This is a genomic window from Paenibacillus sp. WC2504 (assembly GCF_052682475.1).
Genome location: NZ_JBQZFH010000001.1, coordinates 5,914,456 through 5,937,267, shown reverse-complemented (window position 1 = coordinate 5,937,267; position 22,812 = coordinate 5,914,456). Strand labels below are relative to the sequence as shown.

General features: G+C 39.9%; 14 protein-coding genes and 3 pseudogenes. 11 read left to right on the top strand and 6 right to left on the bottom strand.

Translation table 11 applies throughout. The annotated features are described in order from the left end of the window. Positions 1-74 precede the first annotated feature (74 nt). Positions 75-1,451, top strand: a complete 1,377-nt coding sequence (locus tag ACUN27_RS26655; RefSeq protein WP_315954776.1) for an FAD-dependent oxidoreductase — start codon at positions 75-77, stop codon at positions 1,449-1,451. A 22-nt stretch (positions 1,452-1,473) separates the two neighbouring features. Further along, positions 1,474-1,788, top strand: a complete 315-nt coding sequence (locus tag ACUN27_RS26650) for a thioredoxin family protein (protein WP_315954775.1) — start codon at positions 1,474-1,476, stop codon at positions 1,786-1,788. Between the two features lie 60 nt (positions 1,789-1,848). Here the strand turns inward: ACUN27_RS26650 and ACUN27_RS26645 are convergent, their stop codons facing one another. After that, positions 1,849-2,067, bottom strand: coding sequence for a helix-turn-helix domain-containing protein (locus ACUN27_RS26645; protein WP_315954884.1), 219 nt, complete (start codon positions 2,065-2,067; stop codon positions 1,849-1,851). Positions 2,068-2,088: 21 nt separating this feature from the next. Here ACUN27_RS26645 and ACUN27_RS26640 point away from each other — a divergent pair. Both ACUN27_RS26640 and ACUN27_RS26635 read left to right on the top strand, forming a co-directional pair. Further along, a pseudogene (locus ACUN27_RS26640) lies at positions 2,089-2,193 on the top strand (SDR family oxidoreductase); the annotation flags it as partial. An 855-nt stretch (positions 2,194-3,048) separates the two neighbouring features. Further along, positions 3,049-3,368 (top strand): annotated as a pseudogene (locus tag ACUN27_RS26635) (winged helix-turn-helix transcriptional regulator). A gap of 201 nt (positions 3,369-3,569) precedes the next feature. Here ACUN27_RS26635 and ACUN27_RS26630 read toward each other — a convergent pair. Continuing rightward, positions 3,570-3,917, bottom strand: a complete 348-nt coding sequence (locus ACUN27_RS26630; RefSeq protein ID WP_315954774.1) for a winged helix-turn-helix transcriptional regulator — start codon at positions 3,915-3,917, stop codon at positions 3,570-3,572. A 949-nt stretch (positions 3,918-4,866) separates the two neighbouring features. Between ACUN27_RS26630 and ACUN27_RS26625 the strand changes: the two are divergent. The 3 genes and pseudogenes from ACUN27_RS26625 to ACUN27_RS26615 form a co-directional block, all read left to right on the top strand. Next, positions 4,867-5,583: pseudogene (locus ACUN27_RS26625) on the top strand (ABC transporter ATP-binding protein); the annotation flags it as partial. A 38-nt stretch (positions 5,584-5,621) separates the two neighbouring features. Then, a complete protein-coding gene (locus ACUN27_RS26620) occupies positions 5,622-7,136 on the top strand; it encodes an ABC transporter permease/substrate-binding protein (protein ID WP_315954773.1) in 1,515 nt (504 codons plus the stop codon). A 780-nt stretch (positions 7,137-7,916) separates the two neighbouring features. Next, the gene (locus tag ACUN27_RS26615; protein ID WP_315954772.1) at positions 7,917-9,269 is read left to right on the top strand and encodes a copper amine oxidase N-terminal domain-containing protein; all 1,353 of its coding nucleotides are present in this window, start codon (positions 7,917-7,919) and stop codon (positions 9,267-9,269) included. A 195-nt stretch (positions 9,270-9,464) separates the two neighbouring features. Here the strand turns inward: ACUN27_RS26615 and ACUN27_RS26610 are convergent, their stop codons facing one another. The 4 genes from ACUN27_RS26610 to ACUN27_RS26595 all read right to left on the bottom strand — a co-directional run bounded on the left by ACUN27_RS26610 (position 9,465) and on the right by ACUN27_RS26595 (position 14,234). Beyond that, the gene (locus tag ACUN27_RS26610; protein WP_445559809.1) at positions 9,465-9,749 is read right to left on the bottom strand and encodes a hypothetical protein; all 285 of its coding nucleotides are present in this window, start codon (positions 9,747-9,749) and stop codon (positions 9,465-9,467) included. Between the two features lie 315 nt (positions 9,750-10,064). Further along, positions 10,065-11,183, bottom strand: a complete 1,119-nt coding sequence (locus ACUN27_RS26605) for a GerAB/ArcD/ProY family transporter (RefSeq protein ID WP_315954770.1) — start codon at positions 11,181-11,183, stop codon at positions 10,065-10,067. Positions 11,184-11,416: 233 nt separating this feature from the next. Continuing rightward, positions 11,417-12,601, bottom strand: a complete 1,185-nt coding sequence (locus ACUN27_RS26600; protein WP_445559808.1) for a Ger(x)C family spore germination protein — start codon at positions 12,599-12,601, stop codon at positions 11,417-11,419. Positions 12,602-12,611: 10 nt separating this feature from the next. Next, complete coding sequence (locus tag ACUN27_RS26595) at positions 12,612-14,234, bottom strand: spore germination protein (RefSeq protein WP_315954768.1); 1,623 nt, start codon at positions 14,232-14,234, stop codon at positions 12,612-12,614. Between the two features lie 500 nt (positions 14,235-14,734). On the opposite strand from ACUN27_RS26595, the gene ACUN27_RS26590 reads away from it, so the two are divergent. The 4 genes from ACUN27_RS26590 to ACUN27_RS26575 all read left to right on the top strand — a co-directional run bounded on the left by ACUN27_RS26590 (position 14,735) and on the right by ACUN27_RS26575 (position 22,672). Then, complete coding sequence (locus ACUN27_RS26590; protein WP_315954767.1) at positions 14,735-14,944, top strand: hypothetical protein; 210 nt, start codon at positions 14,735-14,737, stop codon at positions 14,942-14,944. A gap of 580 nt (positions 14,945-15,524) precedes the next feature. After that, the gene (locus ACUN27_RS26585; RefSeq protein ID WP_445559807.1) at positions 15,525-19,001 is read left to right on the top strand and encodes an alpha-L-rhamnosidase-related protein; all 3,477 of its coding nucleotides are present in this window, start codon (positions 15,525-15,527) and stop codon (positions 18,999-19,001) included. 190 nt (positions 19,002-19,191) lie between these two features. After that, positions 19,192-20,952 carry a sensor histidine kinase gene (locus ACUN27_RS26580; RefSeq protein ID WP_315954765.1) on the top strand — a complete coding sequence of 587 codons (1,761 nt, stop codon included), beginning with the start codon at positions 19,192-19,194 and terminating at the stop codon, positions 20,950-20,952. Between the two features lie 22 nt (positions 20,953-20,974). Continuing rightward, positions 20,975-22,672 (top strand): response regulator transcription factor, encoded by a 1,698-nt coding sequence (locus ACUN27_RS26575; protein ID WP_445559806.1) that lies wholly within the window; start codon positions 20,975-20,977, stop codon positions 22,670-22,672. The last annotated feature ends 140 nt before the right edge of the window (positions 22,673-22,812 follow it).

Here is a 22,812-nt window from a genome sequence, read left to right as displayed (position 1 = left end):
CAAAAAAGGACTAGATCCCATGTCTAGCCTTACTTACATTAGCATGAGAATGTGACAAGACAAGGATGTGTGAAATGATACAATATGATGCCATTATTATCGGGTTCGGAAAAGGTGGTAAAACACTGGCTGCTGCATTAGCTAAGAAAGGTCAGAAAGTAGCCATCATTGAACAATCAGAACTAATGTATGGAGGTACATGCATTAATATCGGTTGTATTCCAACAAAAGCATTAGTTCATTATTCTAAGCAGTCACAACTCATGAATTTAAAAGATTTTGATCAAAAATCCGCAGCCTATCGACTAGCTATAGATAAAAAAACTACCTTGGTATCTGGCCTTCGTCAAAAGAATTTTGATAACCTTGACAATCTTGATATGGTAACGATTTATACGGGTAAGGCAAAATTTGAATCATCACATGAAATTGTAATTCAAGGCGGCGAAGAGCTTACATCGATTTACGGTGAGAAGATTTATATAAATACTGGAGCTTCAACCATTATCCCTGCTATTGAAGGGATTTCTAGTAGTCAACATGTGTACACAAGTACATCCCTACTGGAATTAACTAATCTGCCTAAAAAGATGGTTGTTCTTGGAGCTGGTTACATCGGATTGGAATTTTCATCGATCTACGCGAATTTTGGTTCAGAAATTGTTGTTTTGGATAAACACAGTGAATTTCTCTCAAGGGAAGATCGAGACATTGCGGGTATGGTTCAATCAACTCTTGAGAAAAGAGGAGTCCAATTTAAGTTTGGTACTGAAATACAATCTGTTCGTGATGTAGAGCATGGAGTGGTTGTAACTTACCGAGATCAGGACAATACCATTCATGAACTTTACGCAGATGCTGTTTTAATCGCCGCTGGAAGAAAGCCAAACACGGAAGGCTTGCAGCTTCAAGAGGCAGGCATAGCTGTTTCTGATCGAGGAGCTATCAAGGTTGACGAGCGATTACAAACGACAATACCTCACATTTATGCCATGGGGGATGTTGTTGGCGGATTACAATTCACCTACATTTCGTTGGACGATCAACGTATTATATTAGATAACTTGTATGGCTCAAAGCAAAGAACAACGGAAGACCGGCTTTATGTGCCATATTCCGTATTTATTGACCCTCCTTTATCCCGTGTGGGGTTAAGCGAAGATGAGGCACTTGCTAAGGGTTATGAAATAAAAGTGGCCACAATGCCTGCCGCAGCAATACCACGTGCAAAGTTGACGGAAGAAACGGACGGGCTGTTAAAAGCAATCGTTGATGCGAAAACAGACAAGATACTCGGCTGTTCATTGTTTTGTTCAGAATCACATGAAATGATTAATATTGTTCAGATAGCCATGGAAACAGGTCAACCCTACACTTATTTAAGAGATCACATCTTCACACATCCCACGATGAGCGAATCTCTAAATGATTTATTTCAATTAATTAAATAATATATATGAGGAGAATATAGACATGGATAGAATACAATCAAAAGATCAGTATCAAGAACTTATTGCAAGAGATGCTTTTACAGTTATGAAATTTGATACAACCTGGTGCCCTGACTGTAAAAACATGGATCGTTTTATTGGGGATATTATTGAAGGGCAAACGGATAAGGATTTCTTTGCAATTGATGCTGAAGAGTTTCAACAAATAGCCGAAGAAAATGATGTACGCGGGATTCCTAGTTTATTAGTATTTAAAAATGGAGAGAAAATTGGACATTTACACAGTAAATTTGCAAAGACTCCTACGCAAGTGCGCGAATATCTCGATACATTATAATTGAGAACGTCGAATGAAAATGAGGAGTATTCCTAAGCGAATTGCTCCTCATTCATTTTACTAGTTGTCTAGTTCCAAACTTTCTTTAGCTTTCTTTATATCTACTAGGATTTTTTTCACGGATTCTCTTGTAGCTCCAATCATATGAGCTAATTCCATGCGGGTTAGAGGGAGATCGATTTTAACAAATTGCTCCTCAGGGATGCCGAATTGACTAGAAAGCCGTAGTAGCAAATATAGTACACGTTCATGTACAGATCCTAATGCTAATCTTTCCAGTAATTCAGAGGCAGGGTTGGAACACCGGAAGATATTGCTAAGGTAGTGAAATTTCTTTCTTCGGACGACAGTGCATACGTTAACGGGATCGATTTGTTTGTAGACGGAGGAGCAGGTCAGTATTAAGAAAAGAATATAAATCAATAAAAAATTCAGATAGTTATTCAAGAAGGTGCTGTCACTCAAAATCCTTGAGGAGGCAGCACTTTTTTTTGCAGAATACTGTCAAGGGAATGTAAGTCAAACATGCAGGTTTATCTATCTGCACGATAGGTACAAACTTTTGATTTTTTTGATCTTAATAAAATCAAGGAAGCATTAGCCCGTTAAAATGAGGTTTAGCAGTTTTTTATGTTTCCTCTGTCAATGGAACTTTTCAATATTTAACCTGAAAATGTGAAAACCGCGATATACAAGGATTTAGCTTACTCATTAATACAATAATTACTTATAAGTTACTATATAACAAATAAGTGGGTACTTTTACTATTGTTACTTTTAATTCATAATGTCGTTTGTAAGATGTTCTTAACAGATTATAGGGGGCGCAAAAACACCGGGGTACGAAGAATATTCAATAATATGATTGGGGGAGTAAATAATGAATAAAAGTGAATTATCTAAACAACAGAAAATTTTGATATTTAGTTTGTTTTTATTAACCTTTGTATTGGGGACCAGTGAATTTGCCATTTTGTCCAAGGATCTACAAGTCAAATTTATTTTGTTGAGTTAGCAGAGAAGCATTTTCCAGCAGCAAGGGATTTAGCAGCATCATTAAACCCTGTATCCATAAATTTTGGTATTGCTATCGGATCTGCTATTGGTGGTTTGATTGTTACTAACGTGGGACTAATTCATGTCTCATGGGTGGGAGGAATCTTTGCATTAGCTGCTTCAATTGTAACCTTCTTGAGCCTTCGTTTGAATCAGAAAGTGAAGGCAAAAAAATCATGATATTATTGTGACATTGAAGTGGCAATGCAAATACTCAGGGGAAAATGGAAAACGCAAATTTTTTATCATTTGACGAAAGTTCCCAAACGAACGAGTGAATTAAGCGACGAGTTCAAGGTATTACTCAAAAAATGCTCATCCAAACACTTCGAGAATTAGTAACAGATAGAATTATTACTCGGACGATTTACCAACAAGTCCCTCCTAGAGTCGAATATTCTGTAACAGAACTCGGACAATCACTTGAGCCTGCATTGAGATTGCTTTGCCAATGGGGGCAGAATTATGTTGAAGAAACCTTTGCTAAGGGTGAGGTTCAAATTTTGAATTTAAATAAGAATTAAGATGGTAGTTCAACTTATAATATTTTATTTGATTACTTTCTTAAAATTGCTGTGACAGCATGAATTTAAACAGTCCTGTAAACACCAAAAATAGTGTTCACAGGACTGCATTTTAAGTTATAAAAAGTTCAACTATTATGAATACCCATTAAAATGAATTGAATCTATATTCCAATAGAGATATTTGAAACTGAATTAACATTATTCTACGGATAAAATTTGATACTCACCCTCAGAGAATGTTTTTTCTGCATAATCGCCACCCCAGGAGCAAAGTGCTCTCAGCATAGGTTCGAGCGACTGACCAAGTTCAGTAGTTGAATATTCAACTTTAGGAGGTACTTGTTTATACGTCTCCCTGTGAATGAGTCCGTCAGTCTCTAATTCGCGAAGTGTTTGAATTAGCATTTTTTGAGAAATGCTTTGAACAAGTTTTTTTAACTCGCTTGTTCGTTTTGGCCCCTTTATTAAATGGTACAAAATAAGTCCCTTCCACTTACCTCCAATAACCTCCAATGAAATCTCTAAGTCGCAATAATATGTTTTCATATTTGATATAACACCTACCCATTTTAATTGTAACTATTTGGTTACTATATAACAAAAAAGTGTGTACTTTTCACATTACTTCATATGATTCATAATATCATTAGTGCCTAGAGAAGAGTAGTACAAGCTCGATCATTCAAACTATCAATATGTTAACCAAGTGAGAAGAAAATAACCATGACAAAGTCAATATTAGTGCTTATTCTTATGTACATTTGTTAAGAGATCGCAAAGATTACTGAATCTGACTGACGTTAATAGAGGCAAATAAGTGGTCAGAGGTTTTTCTACAAAATTTAGATTAAGAATTTATTCATTTATTGAAAACGCTACCAGAATAACTCTATGAAAATACTTATATTACTTACACCAAAGATGATATCCATGAGATATTAGATATTAAAATGGAAAAGAGAACTCCAACTAATTTTGTTTCAAGGTTATGATCAGCCTACGAATAAAATTTGGTTTTATTTTAAGAACAGCCTACTATCTAGACTAATGGAGGAGGTCGAAGGCAAAAATGATTAGTTATTATTGTGCCCATTGCAATATGTTGCATTCCGGACCTCTTATTCAAAATGAGATAATTTTTACAACTGCTTTTCATTGGAAAGAAGGAATTATCTATCAAGTCGGTGTATGTAATAAGCTATTGAAAATATCCCTAGGTAGTACTAAAATAAGCATTTCATCTCTGGAAATCTAAAGGTAAATCTTTTTGTTTTATGTTAGTTAATGTGCATGCATGCTAAATGGCGATCTTTTCTCGAATATCAGTCGAGGGGAGGTCGCTTATTTGATTGATATTCGTATAAACATGGCATAATTTTTGTTATTAAAACAAATAATACATGACGATTCCCTTTTGATATGCAATGTATAGTACATAAATTTAACAAATAGAAAGCATACTGTGTAATTGGATTAGTCAAATAGGAGGAAGTACATGATTCGCTTCGAGCAAGTATCTAAGCAATATTCCGAACGGACTTCTGCTTTGCAAGGAGTTGATCTGCATATAGAAAAAGGAGAGTTTTTTGTTCTTATTGGGCCTAGCGGTTCTGGGAAAACAACAATGCTGAAAATGGTGAATCGACTGATTGAACCGACATCAGGTGAAATATTCCTTAATAATAAATCTATCAGAGATTACAACATCCATGAACTACGCTGTAATATCGGATATGTGCTGCAGTCTATAGCCCTTTTTCCTCATATGACAATAGAGAAAAATATTTCGATCGTTCCTGAACTGCGTGGATGGAGTACAAAAGCCATTCATATACGAGTAAATGAACTGCTTGAAATGGTTGGATTAGACCCATTTACCTATAGAAATAGACGACCTGCTGAACTTTCTGGCGGACAACAACAGAGAGTAGGCGTGGTTCGAGCACTCGCTGCTAATCCAGATATTGTCCTGATGGATGAGCCGTTCAGCGCGCTGGACCCAATTAGCCGCGACCAATTGCAGCAGGATTTGGTTGTATTAAAAAAAACAATTTCTAAAACAATTTTGTTTGTCACCCATGATATACAAGAAGCTGTTCTACTTGGAGACCGTATCTGTTTAATGCAAGCTGGTAATGTCGTTCAAGTAGGCTCTGCTAAGGAACTTATAGAGAATCCATCTACTAATTTTGTGAAGGAATTTGTTGGTTCGACTTTTGATAATGGCTGCAGGGAAGAAGGGTTGAATAAATGAATGCGTTGTATCAAGCTTTTATGGAACACAAATCTGAGCTATTTGTAGCCATAGGTGAACATATCCAAATCTCGTTTATTGCTCTGATTACTGCAGTTGTTATAGCTATTCCCATTGCCATTTACGGCACAAGACATCCACGCTGGGCTGAAGGAATAATTGGAGTATCGGCAGTGCTGCAAACAATCCCTTCCTTAGCTTTGTTAGGATTACTTATTCCTTTCGTTGGGATTGGTAAAAAACCAGCTATTATTGCAATCGTTATTTATTCTTTATTGCCGATTTTGCGCAATACGTACACAGGTATTCAACAAATTGATCGAAATTTAATTGAGGCAGCCGATGCCATGGGAATGAATGGTTGGCAACGACTTTGGCGAGTTGAACTCCCGCTTGCGCTTCCGTTTATTATGTCCGGCATTCGCACGGCAACGGTACTTGTTATAGGTACAACAACACTTGCAGCGCTTGTTGGAGCAGGAGGATTAGGCAATTTAATCTTACTAGGAATCGATAGGAACAACCATGATCTGATAATCCTTGGTGCTGTACCTGTTGCTTTGCTGGCTATTTCGTCTGATTCCCTGTTGCGTTTCGCCGGGCGTACCTCGCTAATTCAATTACGTTTTTATGTTGGTGTTGGCCTTATATGCACAATTCTTATACTAGTTCAACTGCTACGGGGGACTACCGGAGGAGTGATTGTGATTGGTGCTAAGATAGGTGCTGAGCCAGAAATACTAATCAACATGTACAAACTACTTATAGAACAAGAGTCAAACCTAAAAGTTCAATTGAAACCTGGTTTAGGGAAAACAACGTTTGTTTTCGAAGCACTTAATTCCGGGGCGATTGATATCTACCCGGAGTTTACGGGGACAATCGTTTCAACTTTTCTTAAAGAGAATGCCGTTAGTACGGAGAGTTCAAAAGTATATGAGCAGGCCCGAGCAGGTATTTATCATAAGAGCAATATGATCCTTCTGCATCCAATGAAGTATAATAATACATATGCTTTGGCCGTTCCAAAGCAAATGGCTGAAGAAAAGCAACTCAAGTCCATATCCGATTTAAATCGAGTTTCTGGGGAAATACGCGCAGGCATGACGTTGGAGTTTTCCGATCGAGAAGATGGGTATCGTGGCATTGAGAAATTGTACGGGCTTCATTTTGCTAATATTAAAACGATGGAACCGAAGTTGCGTTACACGGCAATCCAAACTGGAGACATTAATCTCGTTGATGCGTATTCAACTGATAGCGAGATCCAGCAGTATCAATTGACTGTTCTTGATGATGATAAAAAACTTTTCCCGCCTTACCAGGGTGCATCGCTCATGAAGTACGAAACGTTGAAAAAACATCCGGAGCTTGAACGAATTCTCAATAAGCTAGGCGATAAAATTACCGACGATGAAATGCGCAAAATGAATTATCAAGTTAACGTTCAACAAATGTCCGCAGGCCGAGTAGCTGAAGAGTACCTGAAACAAGCAGGTTTACTTCAATGAAATGGTGCACAGGAACTATAACGGGACACTATTCTTTGTGTTTTCCGGACGGAAGAAAAACAGCATTAATTAAGAAGCAATCGTTACAAGTGAGGTAATTTTTTGAGGAGCTTAAATTATCCATTATTTATAGTAAATATTTACTTCGGGTTTTGGTTTAGCCTGTTAGCTGAAGGAGGCGCAATATTATGGTTAATGATCCCGACATTAATTTTCTTAATAATCGCGCTGCCGATAAGCCTCTATAAAGGCATGAAGAAGGATAGTGAATATAAAGGTTAATACATTAACTGTTGGTTCAAATATGGAGCAGATTGCCTCGTGCTGGTAACTGTTCCTTTTTTGTTGAAGTACGAGCAGTTTAGTTGAAAAGTTCCGATTCGGATATGCTGGGTCGGAGTTCCTGAAGGGGCGAACATACATATACAATGTAATATTAATTTACATGTTTCGTTGACGAGCCTATGATTCTACTATATTTTCATATTTTGTTACAAATCATATGTGGACATCCGCTTCTGATGAACGGAAATATCCACTTTTTTTTGATGAGATTTAGGGGGACTCTAAGGTTAGATTCAAGTCTCAGATATTGGGTTTCAACAGGCTTTTCCACGTCAAAGTGTTTTAAAGCTGTTAACCATTTCAGATTTATTGTATAGCAAATATACGAGTGCATTATGAAAACATTAACAAATTTTTAAAATAGCATAAAAACGTATTTTACATAACTCATATATAGTAGAAACTATGCATTTAAATATTTTAAGGAGAGATTCGATGAAGAAGATGTTGAAGCGGATTGGAGCGGCTTCAGTCATGACCGCTATGCTGGCCGGAGGAGCTTCCGCCATAAGTGCCGCAGACACTGATATTGCACTCCGTTCGGCAATGGAAAGTATGAACGGCACGTTAGGCTGGGCATATGATACCCAGATGATTATCGTTGACGTGGCCGGCAGCAAAGCCAGCCTCAAGGTGGGTTCGACTGATGCGACGATCAAAGGTCAAGCGGTTAAGCTGGATAAAGCACCCTACGTTATGAACGGAGCGACGCAAATTTCTCCTGCGACTCTGAAGCAGATTCAGGATGCTCTCAAGGGTAGCGACAAGCTGTTGTTCACGTTCTCCTCTGTGGGTGACTGCCGCATCGAAGACGGCTATCCTGGAGCTTCCGCACAGGATCTGAAGTGGATGGTCAATACAAAAGTACTGACCCGCATGACTGATGAGATGGAGGCCAAGAAATCGAACATGCTGCTCTTTAACGGCGATATGATTTTGGGATACTCGAAAAACTCCGACGTCAATTACTTGAACCGTCAGTACGCCTACTGGCGCGGTGTGGTTGGAACGGCCTTCGAGCACGGCATGTACGTATTCCCTGTGCCTGGCAATCATGAGATGCAGGACAAGTACAAGGATGATAATGGAAAAACGGTGAAAAAAGCTACAGAGTCAAACGAGAACACCTGGCGTGATAACATGGGCGACATTATCGTTGATTCGCAGCGGTTTTCGCAAATCCTCGGTGACAACATCGCTGGCTTCGATCCGAACAATTTTCCGCAAATCGGGGATGTAGACAAAATTTCCACAAACCAAAAGCAGCTCGATTATTCGTTCGACTACCGAGGATCGCACTTCGCCATCATCAATACAGATCCGACAGGAAACGATTCGCATGCTCCAACTGAGTGGTTGGCTAAAGACCTGGCAGCTGCCAAAGCTCGTGGTATGAAGCACAACTTTGTATTTGGCCATAAAATGGCTTACACGTATATCTATGATCCTTCAATTACAGAACCGGGGGGCCTTGACGCAGATAAATCTGCTGCGGATGCGTTCTGGAAGGTGATTGAAGATAATAAAGCGACGTACCTGAGCGGTCATGAACATATAACGGATATCAGCCGTCCGAATAACGGCTCCGCGTACCAAATCATTGTAGGCTCCGGTGGTTCGCCATTTGAAGCCGTGAAGCCGACCGGTAAGGATACGGATCGTTACTATTCCTATGTAACAGCAAAGGTATACGAGAGCGGCAAGGTGCATTTCGATGCGTACGGTTTCGATGCGAACTTTGGTCCTACGCAGAACTACATGAGCTGGGATCTGGAGCAGGGCTTCTAATCGGTCAATGTATAGTGAAGAGGGTTGGCGACTGCGCCAAGCCTTTTTTTGTTTTTTGCGCCTTGCCAACCCGTCTAGGTGTCCGACGACACAAACATAGGTGCATAATCGCGGTGGAGTTATAGGTTGGATTAGTAAATGTTTTTCACGTGGTCGTTAAACGAACGGGCAGGATAACGCAGTGCGATTCAGGTGCTAGTTTATGTTACAATATAAGGAAAATATTAGGAGATTCAGCGTCTGAATAATATGAAGATCGTACTCACTCTCCAGGCAAATGTGATAAAAAATGAGATCGGCTTCGTGAATCATCTGCATCATTTCCCCCATGCTTCGGGTGGTGAGCTCGATGCGAATTCCGGCTTTGGCGCACTGCGCACCAATCCGCTGGGCATCTTCACTGTTTTTGCTGTAGATGTACATTTGAATCGGCTCGCCGTTGTACCCCATCTTCTCAAGAGCTTGCGATGGAATCAGCATACTTGAGATGCTTAAAACCTTGGAATGCAACCCGAATTTTTAATATGACAAAATCCTTATTTATTGAAAACGCTACCAGATGTAACTTTATGAAAAAAATTTATTATATACACCAAAGATGATGGAGGAGGTCGAAGGCAAAAATGATTATTTATTATTGTGCCCATTGCAATATGTTGCATTCCGGACCTCTCTATGAGGCCTTTCCAGTTGCTGCAACTTTCATGAAAAAAGGCGTCAATGTCATCGAAAGAACAAAAGGCTGAACTATATCAGAAAGCTGAATTACTTTAAATTCTCATAAAGAAGCAGCAATCATTTATTAGGTAAAGGATTTGTAGGGGCATTCCTTTTATTTAATAATGAGCGAAGCAGATCAACCATCAAATAGAGAGAAGGAATAGTATCCAAGAACAAGAGTAGAGCGGCAGCACCATAATTCATTACATCCACAAGAACGGTTGTAGATTGGAAAGCAAATAACGCAATACCAGCCATGAAAGTGGCTGTGGCATAAGTAAATGGTTTGTGATCTTTCAGACCGAATGTATGCGTTAGACTGCTAACGGCTACGTACAAAAAGAGACTTACTTTTAGAAACATACTGTATATCCAAAATATGAGTAACAGAGGATCGAGATTCTCCAAAAAAGATCCTGATCGTGTATAGCGAATGACTTCAAGGGTAGGCGAACTCAGGTTTTCAGTTAACTCTGGACCGAAAAGTAAGATGGTCGAAATCACATCGCTGAGCGTAATGAAAACAACTGTGATGGTCGCCCAACTGAATGATTTCATTAACTTACCTGGTTGTATCATATATGGAAAGAAATAAACAATGTTACTCATCTCCCCGATTAATCCTCCCATGATCAAACCTCCATTCCATGAACCTGGCATATTAATATTGTGTATAAATGCAACAGCCATATCGAAGTTCAAATCCTTTATAGGGATAAATGGTAAAATCAAAATGGCAATTATACTGAAAAAAAACAACCCCTGTGCACTCCGAAATAAAGTGATGGCTCCGGAGCGTACGGCTCGAGCTAAGCAGAAAGTGAATACACTGCCAATGACCCAATTCGGTGTGCCCGGCAAATAAATTTCGCCAATAAAATCTAATAAATACCTTAAGACCATAGCTCCGCAAATTAAATTGGCGAGGATGACAGTCGCAAATAATGGATAATGAATCCACTTACCCATAATATCTTTACCATACTGACCGAAAAAAAGTGTAGGCCTTCTTATGCAAAGGAAGTAAGCGCAGTAAGAGATAACTAGACCGACAAGCCCTCCTAAGATGATGGAAATCCAGGCTGAGAATTGGGCTTGTTTAATGATCTGTCTTACAAAGATGCCGATCGCTGTCGCATACGAAACCTGCGAAAAGAACATATAAACTTGCGAGGGTGTAATTTTATTATTCAATGCTTTACTCCTTTAATCTTCCAAGAAAATGATTTTTTGTAACGGGTAGAAAACGGCTTTCATAAAATTGAAAACCGTCCAGCTATTCCTGAATAGATATAGGACTAATAGAAATAGCATAATGAAGAAAACGTAAGCCAGCACTATACCGAAGGTTTTTGTGCTTCGGTTATTGCGCTTTAGATACCTCCATTCCAAGTAACCTATTGCACAAAAAATGAGTACGATTATCATCATTGGTGTTCCTCATCTTGATGAAGAAATCGATTCCATTCAGGTTTCTGCACGGCCCCTATCCGTTTAATGGATATGTCTACTTGTTGATCGATGACTATTTTTGATTCATACGTGTTTCGCCAGTTGTCCTCTACAGAGTTCCATTCGTTAGGATATCGCCACTTTATTAATTGACCAAGTTGAAACACGTCAGATTTCATCGCTTTTGACTTTATAATGGTTTTTGTTATAATTCCTTCAAGCAATGATTCAAAGCTTTGTTCAAGCGATTTAAGCTCCCGAGGATTCGTTAAATCGATATTAGACTCCGATGACATCACAGTAGCGTCGCCGCGGCATAGGATGTTCATTTGAATATGATCGCTATTAATACTTGGTACTATCTTCGTATTAGAGCTTCGCACCATCAAGGTAACTAACTTTCCGTCAGTTGGAGAAATGACCCTATATTGAGCGTGATAGACGTCATCAAAAAGCCATCGGGCACCTTTGGTTTCCTTCATATCAAAGGTGCCCACCATTTTGGCATTTCTGAAAATAGCCATCCCGCTAGTCCCCATCCATTGTGCCCCCTCCTTCTCAAATTCCACGCCTGCTTTGCCAATGAACAGTATCGGTAAGGCAAAGTCACCTTTGCGATAAATGGATGTCAACATATTCTTAATTGTAACTGCATGTACGATCTTTTCTTTGGTGTACGATAACAGGATATCTGTCAGGAATCGTTCGAAGACCATGGGAATGGAACCAACCTCTTTACTATTACCATCAACTACAAATAAATTAACATTCAGATGGAGGGCTGGTTGCCGGGACAAAAAATCGATAAACGGTTCCAATCCTACCTCAGTAGCTAATTGTTTGCTGATAAAGATATTACGCATTTGCCCGAAGGTAACCCGACGGGGTAAGTCGGACAGAATTTTACTGTAAGCTCTACTAATATCTTCACTTGACTTTGTGACATATGTAAATGGAGGGGAACTATTTTCTCCTCCAGCTTTACTAGTAACCATACGATTGGGGAGCGGAAATCCCAGGGTTAATTCCACTCCTATATCTGATTTATCGATGAACATAAATCTTGCAAAAGACCGTTGATTAATCTCGATAGAGGACCAACAACCGCTTAGACTAAATGAAAGGCTAATAACAAGAAGTTTAATAAGTCTTCGTATCATGGGAAGTTTGTTATTCCTCCTCGAGGTGATTATCTTCTAAGGATTGAGCCCATTTTCGGGAGTTGGTCGGCTGTCGTATACCACCTTGGCTCAAGCCAAATAAACTCGTTCGGGTGGTTAACTTCCACCAAGGTGCTCTTCCTAACGTATCCTTAAGGTCATTTGGGACAAGCGGAGCAACCGGAGCCAGATAGGGAACACCGAAAGAACGCAATTCCAACAAATGCAGATAAATCAAAATCATAGCACAGGCGATACCGTATAAGCCTAGAATGCCAGCGAGAATCATTATTGGAAATCTTAACATTCGAAATGAAAATCCAAGTTCAAAATGTGGGATGATAAATGATGAGATTCCGGTTAGCGAAACGATGATGACCATTGCTGCGGATGCAATACCGGCTTCAACTGCTGCTGTACCAATAATTAAGGCTCCAATGATCGAAACAGATTGCCCGATCGTTTTCGGAATTCGGACAGATGCCTCCCGTAGTGCTTCAAATGAAAGTTCCATCATAAACGCTTCGAAAAATGAGTTGAACGGCACTACCTCTCTTGAAGATGCCAAAGTTATTAGCAGTCTCTCGGGAAGGATTTCGGGATGAAATGTTGTGATAGCTATGTATGCGGATGGTAGTAACAAAGAGACGAATAGAAAGAAATATCGAATATAACGAATCCAACTTGCGGCTATATATCGATGGTAATAATCTTCTGCTGCCTGCATGAGCATAAAAATCGTTGTAGGTGCAATAAGCGCAATTGGAGTTCCATCTACCAAGACACCAATACGTCCTTCCAACAATGCAGCGTTAACGACATCGGGCCGTTCTGTTAATTGCAATTGAGGGAAGGGAGAATAGGGATTATCTTCGATACATTCTTCAATGTAGCTTGTCGCTAGTATGCCGTCGATATCTATAGAGGACAAACGCCTCTTCATTTCTTCGACCAACTGTTGACTGCATTTTCCATGCAAATATGTTATCGCAACGGAAGTACTCGTTTCTGTACCTATATGCATCATTTCCACTTTAAAAGAGGGAGATTTCATTCGTCGGCGCAGCAAGGTTAGGTTCGTCTCTAGATCCTCCAGAAATGCTTCTCGTGGTCCACGAATAACGGTTTCATTTTTTGGTTCTTCAATAGCTCTTTTTGTAAAGGAAACCACTGAAATAGCAAGTATTCTCGGATCGCCGTCGATCAGGAGTAAGGCATCCCGGTTTAAAAGCTTTCGAAGAGCTTCTTTCAAAGTATATTGAATACTTTGCTCGGATATAGGCAAATGCTTTTTGTCCATAATTAGGCTAATAAATTGTTCAATAGACATGCTGGCGTCTAGTGTTGTTATGACTCCGAGAACGCTTTTTTCAACAGTTTTATGATCAATCATGCCTTTTAGATAAATCAGAGAACATCTTACTTCTGGTCCTGCTACAAACTTGTGGTACTGGACATCGGACGAGTTGGAAAGGTTTTGCTGAAACCACTCCAACCGCTTGCTAATATCAATACACTCCGCAACCTCAAGTGGTTCATTGTTAGGGTTACTGCTCTGTTCCCTAGGTAGATGAGCAGTAGATTTGGCTTGTGTCTTACCAAACATCTTCTTCAACCAAAATTTTTTTGACATAGGATGCCCCCTATAACTAATTATCCTATTCTTTCACATTCATCCTTTTTTATGCATTTTTTGGTTCTGAGTATGTTGATATTATTGTTGTGTACACGATAATGGGATAGGCAAGTTATTTGGAGAATAGAACTACATCGTTATGCAGGTATTATGTATCGTTTCCTATTCGATCTTATCGTTTATTTTTGATGCTCAATTTTGGATAAGGAGTTGGGGAACTGTTTCAAAATTGCGATTTAACGAATGGTGTTCTATTTGGAGGTTGCAATGGGGAAGTTTAGGTATTCTATTTAAAGAAGAAATTGAGGAAAAGAAATAACTACAATGGATCATATGGTTCAGTATGAACACCGAATATAGTGATTGTAACTCTAAAGCTGCCAATGACAAGAGGACAGGAGGAACCGATGTGAATATCATTATTGTTGATGATGAAAAGTTGATTCGACAGGGTCTGTCTTTTTTAATTGCGCAGATGGGTACAAGTGACAACGTGATTGGCCGATGTAAAAATGGCCGAGAAGCACTATATGATTCAGCAACATGTACGCTATCCAATTACGATTGGCGTGTCTACGGTCCATGAGCATATTCGTGAGTTATCTGGCATGTCATCACAGCTTGATGAGGTATTTAGGGCTCGTCTTACAAGAAATGGGTTGGCTGTACACCAACAGAATATCGAGAACGTTATCAGCACCAACTGATGTTGTGATGAATTGGAATCGGTTCAAAAGGTTGAACGAGAAGGGGGAATACTGTGATGCGAGAGGATGAAGCGATGTTTCAAAACCCGCCCGCGATGTACAGACCTGCTCCACTTTGGGTTTGGAACGATGACATTAGCGAGGCCAAGTTGTTGGAAGCAAGCGCCTAAAGTGGGGCAGCCGAGCGCAGAGCAATATGATTTTATTCCTTATGGTTTATTTGGACCTATCCGGTTAAGATGCTGTTAATTACAGTCTAATAATATCCCTAATCGAGCGATTGATTTGCATCGTTATTAGGGATATTTCCACTTGTTTTCGATAGATACATAGTGAATCAATAGATAAAGAATAGACACCTATTCCAAAGATTGTATCCCTATTCAGTGATAAAACCATTCATTTATAATTTAATTACTTGGAAGAAAGTTATTCGAGAGAGGAGGAATTGCAAAAAGAATCATAGTTTAAAAAGAGAACGCTATCATTAAAATTCCAAAAATCGAGGGTGGCGATATTACTGTTAACTCCGGTTTATTCCGCCAATCAATCTAATATTTATTATAGGAGGAAAACAAACTTGAAGATCTCAAAAAAGCTTAACTTGCTTACTTCAGTGTTAGTGTTTTTATCCATACTAGGACTGAGCGGGCATACGGCTTCTGCACAAACTACACAAACCATGCAAACGAATCTATGGCCCTCGAATCCAAACTGGCAAAAATATGTGCAGGCTCCTACGTCAAGGGATGTTCATCCTGTGAAAGTTGTAAGCATTTCCGGTGATGTAACCAATCCCCAAGCTCTAGTAAACTCCGGAACAGGTGTGACGACGTTAACAATGTTACCGGGTGGTCCAAATCCCACAATTATTATGGATTACGGTAAAGATGTAGGTGGGGTGCCAAAGTTCCAAGTAACCGCAGCTACGGGTTCACCGACCTTGCAAGCTGGATATAGTGAGTCTGAAAAGTTTATAAGCCCCACTGGAGATGGCGGTTCTCCATGGGCAAGCGGTGATCCTAAACGGTATGATACTTATACGATTACTGGCCCAGGCACGGTCACTAACCAGTACATTCAGGGTGGGCAACGCTATGAAGAAATTACATTAACTTCTCCTGGAAGCGTTTCACTCAGTTCTGTTGGGATTTACTTCGAACCTTATCTCGCCAATGCGAATGATTATAAAGGTTATTTTATTTCTAGTTCCGACCAACTTAATCGGATATGGTACGCAGGAGCATATACCGCTCAACTCAACCAAGTACGACCTGGAACGGCAGAACCACCCATATGGACAATTGAGGACAACACGTTGACGACTGGAGGAACGAGTGCAGGACCTGGATATCTGAAAATCGGCAGTAATTGGTCGGACTATAGAGTCAGTTTCCGAACGGCAATCGATCAGAACCAATCTGGCTGGGTTTTACGGGCAGCTCCGGAATCTTACTATTTGTTCATTTTGAATGCTTCCAATGACACAGTGGGTACCCCCAATACTTTGCAACAGGTGGTTTATACTTCAACCGGCTATCAAGTGATTGGTAATGTTCAGATGCCTTACAGTCTGACACCTGGGGTTTACTATGATGTAGAGTCGGTTGTTCAAGGGAATACCGTGACTACGTATATCAATGGGCAAAAGGTGGCGAGTTTTGATACAACGACTTTACCGTCAGGTATGCCAAATTTGCAGACTGGGACGTTCGGCTTCAGAGAGTTCTCTGGGGAAAAGGCCAAATTCAAGGATTTAAAGGTTACTGATTTGGCAGGAGCAGTTCTGTATGAAAATTCTTTTGGCGATTCTTCTGCGTTAAATGACTTTAGCATACCTAACAACAATGGAGAGAACACGCTCTCGTTATTAGTGGATGGTGCCAAGCGCGATCGTGCTATTTGGTCTGGAGATTTAAGTACCTTGGGGCCAACTGTCTTTGTAACAACTGCTGCAAATGAGTATATGCGGGATTCACTGGAGTTGTTTGGCAGTTACCAAGGGGCGAACGGATACCTACCTGGTGCTATTGCGCCGCAGGTGCCTTTGCACACAGGACCTCTCAACAGCACTACAATGTATGCGTATTCCGCCTCGTATTCGATGTACTTTGTAAGAGATTTGGCTGAATATTATCTATACACAGGTGATAAAACGTTCTTGGAGCAGGAATGGCCTGTTGTTCAACGAGAACTCGCTTGGAGCGCATCACAGGTCAACAACCAAGGATTGTTTATTACAGATCAAAGCAACGGAAATGATTGGGACTATTACGATGGACCCAAAAAAGGAGGAGTTACGGCCTTTAATGCGCTGTATTATCAGACGCTGTTGGATGGTGCATCAATGGCGAAAGCGCTAGGGCATACGGAACTCGCCGAACAGTATACAGACCAAGCAGCAACCCTCAAGAAGGCAATCAACACAAACTTGTTTAATCCGACGACAGGTGTTTATGATGTGAGCACAGAAATTCGCGGAACAATTGGGCAGGATGCGAATGCTTTTGCAATTTTGTTTGATATTGCACCAAAGAATCACGTGCCTGAAATGCTGGAAACTATGAAGAAGACCTTGTGGACTGCGCAGGGGCCACATCCTTTCTCGTCCAATACAGGGCTTTCAAACATAATCAGCCCATATGTCTCTGGATTTGAATTGCTGGCACGCTTGTCCGTTAATGACACAGATAATGCAATGCGCCTGCTTAACAGCATGTGGGTGCAGATGGTTGTAGAGGGACCTTATTATACCGGGGCGCTATGGGAAAATGTAGGGGTGAGCGGAGAACCTACAGCGGATACCAGTCTTGCGCACGGTTGGGCGACGACCCCTACCTTTGCGCTATCTCAATATGTTCTCGGAGTGGGTCCTGTTGACCCTGGCTATAAGACCTGGATCGTTCAACCCCATAGCGGCAATCTTGAATGGGCAGAAGGTCAAGTGCCGACGGAGTATGGTCCTCTCTCGGTCAAGTGGGGGCAGGATTCGAGTTCTCACCAGTTCGTGATGAATGTTCAATCGCCTGTTGGAACTACAGGAACCATTGCTGTTCCAGTATCGGGGAGTAATTCAATCATTCACATGAACGGCAAACTTATTTGGTACAACGGCCATCTCCAATCCGACGCAGGCGTCAAGGATGCCTCGACTGATGGGAAATACGTGTACTTAAATGGAGTAGCAGTTGGTGAGTATCAGATTGAAAGTCAAGTATCAGACAATAATGATGAAGAGCAAACCATGTTAGTGGGTCCATCGACGGTTACTTCTGGTCAGTCGTTTGATGTCACCTACCAATTATCTGGTGTGACTGAGAGTGTGTACGCACAAGATTTAACCTTAACGTATGACCCGGCACAAATGGAGTTTTTATCAGCAGATTCATTACTTACTAATTTGGAAATTGTAGCTATATCGGATGTATCCACAAATCCAGGTAAGATTAGAATCCTATCCGCAATAATTGGTGGAGATCATAGTGCTAGCGGTAATTTGCTGGTGTTTCATATGAGAGCGAAATCATCATCTTCCGCTCCAGCAACGTTAACGTTGTCAGACGTTGTTTTCGCGAATGGAAAAGGTGCAGAGAAGAATATTGCAGGTACCGCCTATAGTGTGCAAATCGCAGGTCCAATCAATAAAGACACACTTGTTGCTCTAATTACAGATGCACAAACTAAACACGATACAGCCACGGAAGGTACACACCCAGGTCAATATCCAGTCGGAGCAAAAGCTACGCTGCAAGCGGCAATCAATAAAGCTCAATCCATAGTTAATAATGCTTCTACTACTCAGCAACAGTTGGAACAAGCGACATCAGATTTAACTAGTGCGCTTCAATTATTTATTTCATCCATCCTTGTTTCGACTCCGGGAGATTTGAATGGGGATAATAGAATTAGTATAGGAGATTTAGCTATTATTGCTTCTTATTATGGAAAAATGTCCACGGATCCAAATTGGAATATGTATAAGAAATCGGATATCAATAACGATGGGGTTATCGACATCCTAGACTTGGCTGCATTGGCGAAGTGGATTATCGGTTAAACGTATAGCGAGGCGTAAAAGTGAAAGAGCGGCCGCAAGTTTGGTTGAACTTGCGGGCGTTTTTGTATGCGTGTATAAGAAGGGGAAATTGTAAACGACATATGGGGATGCAGGAAAATTGTTCCTTTTGCCGAATAAATAGACTACATATTATGAGGGGATTTTCTATATTTGGACAAGGAGTACGACAATGAGGAGACTACAAGTTAGGTTCCGGACAAAGTTATTTATCACATACCTGCTTCTTGTTTCTTTGCCTTTGTTCGTATTAGGTTATTTGTCATATCACCAATATGAAAAATCAATTGAAAGAAATGTTGGTGAGTATGTTCCTGCGATATTAAACCAGGCTAATGCAAATATTGATAAGTATTTGTCAGAACTTGTATCCATTCCTGATGTTGTAACAAGATCAGGTGAGGTTATGGCTATTCTCAGGAAAAATGAGCCGGACAGAGTTTCTATTAAAGAACAAGAGGCGTTTGCAGTTCAATCATATCTGGCTAATAACATTGTGAATGGTGGGCACCAAGATGTCATTGCTGTGTTTATACAAACGAAGAATCGTGTGTACTCAAGCTCACGATTGAATTTTCAGGGAAACGCCTTTATGCAAGAGAAAAATCCCTTTCAGCAAGAAATGGACTTACAAGGCAATTTATTGTTTGTTCCTCCTGAAAGACTTAAGCTCGTATTCGAGAACAATCAGCCTTATATTTCCATATACAAACAATTATATGATGCAGAAAACATGAATCCTCTTTGTACGGTGCTGCTCATTGTAAGTTTGGATGAAATATCCAAAATCTGTAACCGAATTCCGATTGCAAAAAATGGCATGGTTCTTCTAAATAATGAGGCAGGACAGACGGTATTTAATAGTTACAATGAATTCATCAGTAAAGTTGGAACGTCTGATATAAAGCTTTCTAAAGGTACTTCGGAATTCAAAATAAATAATGAAAGAATGATGGTCAGCGCTGATAAATCTGAATACACCAATTGGACTTTGGCCACTATTAATCCAATAAAGGAACTCATGAAAGAAACGATAGGGATACGTAATTTTACAATAGCGATCTTCACTATTTGTTTAATTGTATCCGCTCTCATTTCAATATTTCTTTCACAAACGGTGACTAGTCCTATTCGCTCTCTTCAGCTGTTAATGCGAGAAGTAGAAAAGGGCAACTTCCATGTGTCGATTCCCGTTCATCAAACGGATGAAATTGGGGAACTGGGAAACAGTTTTAATCATATGGTTGAACGAATTCAGGCACTTGTAAAAAGGGTCTATCAGGAAGAATTAAGACAAAAGGAAGCCGAGTTAATTGCCTTGCAAAGCCAAATCAATCCTCACTTTTTATATAATACATTGGAATCTATCCAAATGGTTATCGAGAATGACGATGGTGAAACGGCTTCTACCATGATTTCGGCGTTATGCCATATGCTGAGATTTACTGCAAGAAGAGGGGATATCGTGAATATAGGAGATGAGGTAAAGCATATAACTGATTATCTTTATATTCAAAAAATGAGATACGGAAAAAGATGTCAATATGTGATCGATATGGATCCGAATACTGTTCATTTCTTTACTCCTAAATTTATTTTACAACCCCTCGTTGAAAATGCGATACGCCATGTTGTTGAAAAAACGAATATGCCTACTCAGATTATGGTCACAATCTGCAAAATTGACGATGGTATTCAATTATTAGTTCAAGATAATGGGAATGGGATATCGTGGGAAAAACTGCAAAAGCTCCAAGGGAAACTTCAGGGTGAACAGCAAACCGATCAAAGGTATGGTATTGGATTACTAAATGTGCACAGCCGGATCCAATTGTTATACGGAATTGATTATGGCTTGACTGTTACAAGTATTGAAGGGGCAGGGACATCAATTAAAGTGCGCATTCCATATATAACAGAACAATCCAAATAAGCAGGAAAGGATGTTCAAAGTGATGTCTTTACGTGTACTAATTGTAGATGATGAAGAATTAATTCGTACAGGTATTGCGAGGCTGGTCGAACAGGCAGATGCGGCTTTTCAAGTTATAGGTACCTGCTCCTCTGCCAAAGAGGCAATAATTTGCCTTGAAATGCAGGAAGTTGATTTAATTATTACGGATATACGCATGCCCGAAATGGATGGATTGGAACTATTAGTTGAAGCTAGACGGCTTCGTCCGAATATCTTTAGCATGGTCATTAGCGGATATGACGAATTTGAATATGCTAGAAGTGCTTTAAAACTCGGCGTAAGTGATTATATTTTAAAGCCGATTGACAGAAAACAGTTTCGTGAACAATTACTTAATATGATAGTGGTGGTGACAACCCACAGGAAAAAGCAGTTTTTACAGCAAGATCTCGACAATAAGTCTCAGAAAGAGGTCGACTTTCAGGTGGGGAATTTTTTGAATTCTATTCTTTATGCAAGCAGACTTCCTCACGTAAAAGAATGGCAAGGGTTACTTAATCCTTTGTATCAATATCGACTTATTGCCGCCTCTATTGACCGAATCCATAGTACGTATTCTTATTCGCAAAGAGACTATGAATTATTTGAATACGTTATGAATGGAATTATACGCGAAATATGTAATGAATTTGGCGGAAACGTAGAATCAAGCATCTCTTTTCACTCTTGGATCGGTTTAGACGGTTGGGGGTGGATCCTAATCAACCATAATAAACAAAATGAGCATGATGGTGAAATGGATTTAGAAGACGCCTCTTGTTCAGAGGTAGATCTATTCTGTGAACGGCTTACGGTAAAGGTTGAAGAAGTTTTTAGGCAATATATCCCGGTTTCCGTCAGCTTAGGAGTAAGCAGTGCACTGGAAGACATATCTACCGTAGGACAAGCTGCAGCTGAAGCCAGAGCATCGCTGCAACGAAGATTGTTTGAAGGTGGGGGTAAATCTTATTGGTTTGAAAAACAGCCTAATTATAATTCGGTAAATGTGCAAGAGACTAAAAGTATAGCTTTGCGCCTATCGGATCTTGAGAACAAGCTTTTTAACGTGGTACGCCTAATTAATGAAGACGTTATTCGAACAACCGTAGACGATTTATTTGCCATTTGGAAGAAAAATGCTTTGGCTTCAAGTGATTTGCCTGCCAATGTACTTTCATTAATGCTGCGGGCAACTATCCTTATTGATGAGATTCGGCTTGAAGATCGCGATATGGGAAAGCTCATGTCCACTAGCTATATCGAAAATACTTGGAGAAAGATGCAAGTGTCTTCCGATGTTTTGGAGCTAAAGGAAGAATTAGTGCATTTTCTATTACTGATTGCAGGAAAGTTAAAAACATTGCGCTTCCAAAGCGAAAAAGAACCCGTTGAAAAAGCAAAAACCTATATCGAGCAGCACTTGGCAGAAGATTTAACGCTAAGTGTCGTCGCGGGCGAAATATACTTGAATCCCTCTTATTTCAGTAATTTATTTAAGATACAAACCGGAGAAAACTTTTTGAATTATGTCACTCGGATACGGATGGAAAAAGCGCGCGAGCTTCTGAAGGATAGAATTTTGAAGTTAAATGAGATTGCCAATAAAATTGGCTATCAGAACCCAAAATATTTTACCAAGTTATTTAAAGAATATTTTGGAATCACACCAACAGATTATAGGGAGCATCAACTAAAATAATGATTGGCCCGTCATTGCATGCGTGCAATGAGACGGGTCATTTTTATGGAAGAGCCAAAGAATGTAGCCGTAATCTAAAAAAAGGATATCTATGTAAGAGCCTCCACCTCTATTAAAATTAAATTGTATAGAAGAAGTGT